The organism is Paenisporosarcina sp. OV554, from assembly GCF_003058165.1.
Taxonomy (GTDB): Bacteria; Bacillota; Bacilli; order Bacillales_A; family Planococcaceae; genus Paenisporosarcina.
In genome coordinates this window covers 86113-92690 of sequence record NZ_QBUC01000014.1, presented here as the reverse complement: position 1 = coordinate 92690, position 6578 = coordinate 86113, and the positions used below count along the sequence as shown (strand labels likewise).

At 37.1% G+C, this 6578-nt stretch carries 6 protein-coding genes; 5 read left to right on the top strand and 1 reads right to left on the bottom strand.

All coding sequences use genetic code 11. The features are described 5' to 3' along the window. Positions 1-182: 182 nt before the first annotated feature. Positions 183-563: a rhodanese-like domain-containing protein gene (locus tag C8K15_RS13005; protein ID WP_108586832.1), complete on the bottom strand. Its 381-nt coding sequence runs from the start codon at positions 561-563 to the stop codon at positions 183-185. Between the two features lie 288 nt (positions 564-851). On the opposite strand from C8K15_RS13005, the gene C8K15_RS13000 reads away from it, so the two are divergent. The 5 genes from C8K15_RS13000 (at position 852) to C8K15_RS12980 (ending at position 6577) form a co-directional block, all read left to right on the top strand. Continuing rightward, the gene (locus tag C8K15_RS13000) at positions 852-1688 is read left to right on the top strand and encodes a lipoate--protein ligase family protein (RefSeq protein WP_108586831.1); all 837 of its coding nucleotides are present in this window, start codon (positions 852-854) and stop codon (positions 1686-1688) included. Between the two features lie 172 nt (positions 1689-1860). Beyond that, positions 1861-4425, top strand: a complete 2565-nt coding sequence (locus C8K15_RS12995; RefSeq protein WP_108586830.1) for a vitamin B12-dependent ribonucleotide reductase — start codon at positions 1861-1863, stop codon at positions 4423-4425. Between the two features lie 164 nt (positions 4426-4589). Continuing rightward, on the top strand, positions 4590-5012 hold the full coding sequence (locus C8K15_RS12990; RefSeq protein WP_108586829.1) for a hypothetical protein: 423 nt from the start codon (positions 4590-4592) through the stop codon (positions 5010-5012). A 59-nt stretch (positions 5013-5071) separates the two neighbouring features. After that, complete coding sequence (gene aroQ / locus C8K15_RS12985; RefSeq protein WP_108586828.1) at positions 5072-5515, top strand: type II 3-dehydroquinate dehydratase; 444 nt, start codon at positions 5072-5074, stop codon at positions 5513-5515. Next, positions 5516-6577 carry an aminopeptidase P family protein gene (locus tag C8K15_RS12980; RefSeq protein WP_108586827.1) on the top strand — a complete coding sequence of 354 codons (1062 nt, stop codon included), beginning with the start codon at positions 5516-5518 and terminating at the stop codon, positions 6575-6577. It abuts the gene before it with no gap. The last annotated feature ends 1 nt before the right edge of the window (position 6578 follow it).

Genomic DNA, 6578 nt, shown 5'->3' with positions numbered 1-6578 from the left:
ACATAAAAAGAATCGTGAAGTTAAATCAAAAATACAGCCTCTCCTGAGATTAGGAGAGGCTGTATTTTTAGATATTTGAGAATCAGTTTTTTTTTTCGTAATAAAGCTCTCTCTTTCAAGAAAGAAATATGAATTTCAGTCCCTTTTGCAGTGCCCTCCAATAGGAAGAACTTTTCAGAAAATTATTTAGCTTTAATTTTACCAGTCCATTGACGGAAACCGCCTTGTAATTGATAAATCTGCGTATATCCTTTTTTCTTAAGAAACAAAGCAGTACGTGAACTTCTTGCGCTATTTTGACAGTACAAGTAAACAGGCTTATCTGAACGAATTTCTTTGAAGCGTTGGCGCATTTGTGAAGATGGGATGTTGCGCGCACCTAGAATGTGCCCGCCATCAAATTCTTTTGGTTCACGGACGTCTATGAGTTGTGCTTTACGATATCCCTCAATAAACTGTTCTTGGGTTAAACCTGAAACAGCTTTTTTCAATCGAAGTGATGAAATTAAAAAATAGACCACTAAAGCTAATAAAGCAGCACTAATAATATATATAAGTGTCAAAACAACTTCCCCTTTCTCTCTATGTTTTTATTATACTATTTTCTTGTGAGAAAACCCATCTTTTTAAAGCTTAAAAGATGGATTTTAAAGTTCAAGTTATATAGAACAAAGAGATAATGATCTATTCGAATGTCTATAACACACACAATATGGTTTTATGTATTATTGAAAAAATCTTGTATGAAAGATCTCGACTGTTTGAATTTTCTTTATAGTTTATTTAAATAATTTAGTAGCCACATGGCATTTGGTTTGGTAAGATGAAAAACATTGTGAGGAGGAAATTATATGTCCAAACCAACTTGGTATTTTATTAATTCCGGTGCTTGTCGTCCATCTTTTAATATGGCTTTAGATGAAGCATTATTAGATTGGCATAGCGAAGGACTCCTGCCTCCTATCGTACGTTTTTACGGATGGACACCAGCCACATTATCGATTGGCTACTTCCAACAAGTAAAGAAAGAAATTAATATGGAAGAAGTTAAAAAGCATAACTTAGGTTTTGTTCGTCGTCCAACAGGTGGTCGAGGGGTACTACATGAACATGAATTAACGTATAGCATTATCGTCAGTGAAGATTACCCGAATATGCCAGTGACAGTAACCGAAGCATATCGAGTATTAAGCGAAGGGTTATTAATAGGTTTCCAAAATCTTGGGCTTGATGCTTACTTTTCAATACCTGATACAGATGAAAAGAAAAGTGATTTGAAAAAACCAAGAAGCGCAGTCTGTTTTGACGCTCCTTCCTGGTATGAGTTAGTAGTTGAAGGAAAAAAAGTAGCTGGCAGTGCACAAACTAGACAAAAAGGTGTCATTCTACAGCATGGGGCGATTTTACTTGATTTAGATGAAGACAAACTCGTCTCTTTATTTAATTATCCATCTGAAGCGGTAAAAGCTCGTGTTCGAAGAGGGTTACCAGAAAAAGCAGTAGCAATCAATCGTTTACGTGAAATACCTGCGACTATGGATGAGTGTGTAGCAGCGTTTAAAAATGGATTTGAAGAGGGATTAGATGTTAATCTTGAACCTTATTCACTTACAAATGAACAAATAGAATATGTAGAAGCTTTAGAAAAAAGGCGTTACGCGCATGACGATTGGACATACCGTAAGTAGTGGACACAAAGTACTATTTTTGGTATAAAATAAGTAAAATATACCTATAGACGTTGCGTGTGTATGTTCGACCATACATGCGCTTCTATTGATTTTAATATCAATATATAGTAATATATTTAATTATCTACACTACATATTGTGTTTTTAAGCATAAATAGGAGGAATGAAGATGGTACTAGTTTCCAAACAAACAATAGGTAAGTTAAACATTGAAAATTTAAATCAAGACATAGCATTATTTCCTCAAGTACATCCAATTACACAAGAAATGACACTTACGCATAAAGGGGTTTCCCGCTTAGTAATGATCGATCGCTATTCTTTTAAAGATATGGCGAAGGAAACATTGAAAGCAGGAGACTTCGTAGTTTTAACAGTGAAAGAAGATCCTAAATTCCCAGCCCGCGGCTTAGGTTATATTGTTTCAATTGACAAAGACGCGAACAAAGCAAAAGTGTTAATTGAAGAAGATTACCGTAGTGCTATTGATGATCCGACAGAACAACAACTTGGAATTGTTAATCGTTCTATTCATGTAATTGAAAAACCATTGGAAGTTTATTATGAACAAATTGCAAAACGTAACGCAACTGGTTTAGCATCAGTTGAAACAACTGAAGAAAAGAAAAAAGAATGGTTCCAAAAGTTTTATGAACAATTGGTAGCCATGAAATTTATTCCTGCTGGACGAGTTCTTTATGGTGCAGGGGCAGGAACGGATGTAACTTATTTTAACTGTTACGTTATGCCATTTGTGCCAGATTCACGTGAAGGCATTTCTGATCATCGCAAACAGGTGATGGAAATTATGAGTCGAGGTGGAGGCGTTGGAACGAATGGCTCAACACTTCGTCCGAGAAATACACTAGCAAAAGGTGTTAACGGAAAATCATCTGGTTCAGTATCATGGTTAGACGATATAGCGAAGTTAACTCATCTTGTTGAACAAGGTGGCAGCCGACGTGGTGCTCAAATGATTATGCTTGCTGATTGGCATCCTGATATTGCCGAATTTATTATTTCAAAAATGCAAAATCCGAGAATTCTTCGCTTTTTAATAGAGAATACAGAAGATGAAACGATCAAAGAGCTTGCGAAAGATAAACTCAACTTTAAACCTTTAACGCAACAAGAAGAAGCGATGTATCAAGGAATAGTCAATTATAAAAAAATTCCTGGACTAGGTGGATTCAGTGATGGCATTATTCGTGATGCCGAAACAAAATTACTAGACGGCGGTACTTACAGTGTAAACAACTCAGAGTTTTTAACGGGTGCTAACATTTCAGTAACATTAACTGATGACTTTATGAAGGAAGTAGAATTAGATGGTGAACATGCACTTCGATTCCCAGCTGTAGAAACCTACACAGCAGAAGAAATGGCAGTTTACAATGAGAAATGGCATGAAATTGGTGATGTTCGTGAATGGGAAAAACAAGGCCATAGCGTACGTACTTATCGCACAATGAAAGCGAGAGACCTATGGAATTTGATTAATATTTGTGCAACGTATTCTGCTGAACCTGGTATTTTCTTTATTGATAATGCGAACGAAATGACCAATGCCAAAGCGTATGGACAACAAGTTGTAGCAACGAACCCATGTGGCGAACAACCTTTAGCACCATATTCCGTGTGTAACTTAGCAGCTGTGAATTTAGCACAATTTGCTCAAAAAGAGTCGAAAACAGTCGATTTTGAAGGCTTAAAAGAAACGGTTCGTGTCGGCGTACGTATGCAAGATAACGTCATTGACGCAACTCCATACTTCTTAGAAGAAAATAAAGTACAAGCCCTTGGTGAACGTCGTGTTGGTCTTGGTGTTATGGGACTAGCAGACTTGTTGATTTATTGTGAAAAAGAGTATGGATCAGATGAAGGTAATGTATTGGTCGATCAGATTTTTGAAACGATTGCTGTGGCAGCATACGAAACTTCAGCTGATCTTGCGAAAGAGCGTGGCAGTTTCCCGTTCTTACAAGGCGAGACGTTAGAAGAAACAAAAAGGTTACGCCAAGCATTCATCAATACAGGATTCATGAAAAAAATGGCCCCACATGTACGTGAAGCAATCATTGAAAACGGGATTCGTAATTCCCATTTACTAACAGTTGCTCCAACTGGATCAACTGGTACAATGGTTGGAGTATCAACAGGGTTAGAACCTTATTTCTCATTCACTTATTATCGTAGTGGACGTTTAGGTAAATTCATTGAAGTAAAAGCAGATATTGTACGTGAATACTTAGAAGCGAATCCACAGGTGGATGCGAATAATTTACCAGAATGGTTTAAAGCATCGATGGAATTAGCACCTGAAGCTCATGCTGATGTGCAGTGTATAATTCAACGTTGGATTGATAGTTCTATCTCTAAAACTGTAAATGCACCTCGTGGCTATACAGTGGAACAAGTACAAGGGGTCTACGAACGACTGTACCGTGGTGGAGCTAAAGGTGGAACTGTGTATGTCGATGGAAGTCGAGATGCACAAGTGTTGACACTCAAAGCTGAAGAAAATGTAATGGATGAACATCATTATGAAGAAAAAGTCATGGAAAATCGTCCGATTGTGTTAGTTGATACTATACAAGCTTTACGTTCGACAAAAGTGACAATTGGATCTGAAGCAGGAAACAAATGCCCAGTTTGTCGACAAGGTACAGTAGAAGAAATGGGTGGCTGCAATACATGTACGAGTTGCGGTGCTCAACTTAAGTGTGGACTGTAAAAAAGTAAAGAATGACTAAAGATTATAAAAGAAACGTACCGTGTATCGAGTTGATACACGGTACGTCTTTTTGATTTGCATTAATTTTTGGAAAATCATGATATCTATGAATAGAGTGAGTGATAACAGTCAAAAATGGAGAGATAGAAAGGATTGTGATTCGAATGAAAGGTAGTCATTTCCTCTGGATATCAACTGCACATGCTTTAGTTTTTACATGTATATTAGGTTTTCTTCATGTCTTTAAATTTATTAAATGGCATCCTTTAAACTGGACGAAAACGTTTCAAATATTCCCTCTAGCACACGTTTCAATTAAGTGGATGCTCACATATCTTATCGTCTTTTTAATAATTAATATTGTGATGGGATTATTGCTGCTGGTCAAAAAAATGCCTGCCATTGCTACTTCTATAGTGGTTGGGTTTGCCACATGGCTTCTATTAGAATGGGCAATATACTCAGACTTATCACGCATAGGTTGGCACTCCGTTCCAATATTAACGGTTATTATATTTATTTGCAGAGCCCTTGCAGAAACAATTGTTTATTATGACCGAACTGTATATGATGACGTACGAAAGTAGTTGCTGCACCTATTTGTTGTGATAAAATGAAGGGGAACGATGGAACTAGGGGGAATAGTGTGAAGATTCTATGTTTGAATGGACCGAATTTAAATCGTTTAGGAAAACGTGAACCAGCAATTTACGGATCGGTTACATTAGAAGATGTGCAGCAGTCACTGATAACTCATGGTGAAAGATCAAATGCTCAAGTGGAATGTAAACAATCAAATCATGAAGGTGAACTAATTGATTGGCTTCACCTTGCAGAAGATGCCGAGGTTGATGGAATTATTTTTAATCCTGGAGCATACACACATACGAGTTATGCATTACGCGATGCCATTGCATCTATATCTATTCCAGTAATTGAAGTTCATATTTCGAATATTCATAGTAGAGAAAGTTTCCGGCATCAATCGGTTTTAGCAGCTGTTTGTGTAGGACAAATTTGCGGACTTGGAACATTTGGTTATACATTAGCACTAGAAACATTTTTACATAGAAGAAAAGGGGAGTCTTAAATGGAGAAATTATCTAAATTACGTCAAGCTCTTGTGGAGCATCAGATCGATGCCTTGTTGATTACAAGTGGATACAATCGCAGATACATAACTGGTTTTACTGGTACAGCAGGAGTTGCTATTATATCTCAAGAACAAGCAGTTTTTATTACAGATTTTCGTTATACGGAACAAGCTGAAACAGAAATAAAAGGCTTTGATATTGTTCAACATACAAAAACGCTTATCGAAGAAGTTAGTGTACAATTAGAAAAAATAGGTGCAAAAAAAGTAGGTTTTGAGAAAGATGACATGACTTATGCCATGTTTGAAAGCTATCAAAAAGCTGTCAATTCAGAACTAGTTCCTGTTTCTGGTCTAATTGAGAAGATCCGCTTGATTAAGACGCCTCAAGAGATTAAGATTATTAAGGCTGCCGCAGACATCGCAGATGCGGCTTTTGAACACATTATTACGTTTATTGCAGCTGGAAAAACAGAATTAGAGGTTTCTAATGAACTAGAGTTCTTTATGCGTAAACAAGGTGCTTCTTCATCTTCTTTTGATATTATCGTGGCTTCTGGACTCAGATCAGCTCTTCCACACGGTGTAGCCACCAAAAAAATAATTGAAAAAGGTGATTTTGTAACATTGGACTTCGGTGCATTGTATAATGGATACGTATCCGACGTTACGAGAACAGTTGCCATAGGAGAACCAAGCGATCACTTAAAAGAAATTTATCAAATTGTTCTAGATTCACAAATGTTAGCTTTGGAGAAAATTAAACCTGGAATGACAGGGATTGAAGCGGACGCCGTTGCTCGGGATTACATTAAATCAAAAGGGTACGGAGAAGCGTTTGGACATTCTTTAGGACACGGGATTGGATTAGAAGTCCATGAAGGACCTGGCTTATCATTCCGTTCAGATGTCGTTCTTGAAGAAGGAATGGTTATCACAATTGAACCGGGGATATACTTGCCAGGAGTCGGTGGCGTTCGGATCGAAGATGATTCGGTCATGACAGCAACAGGAAATAACAAATTAACACATTCTACAAAAGAGTTACTTATCTTATAAA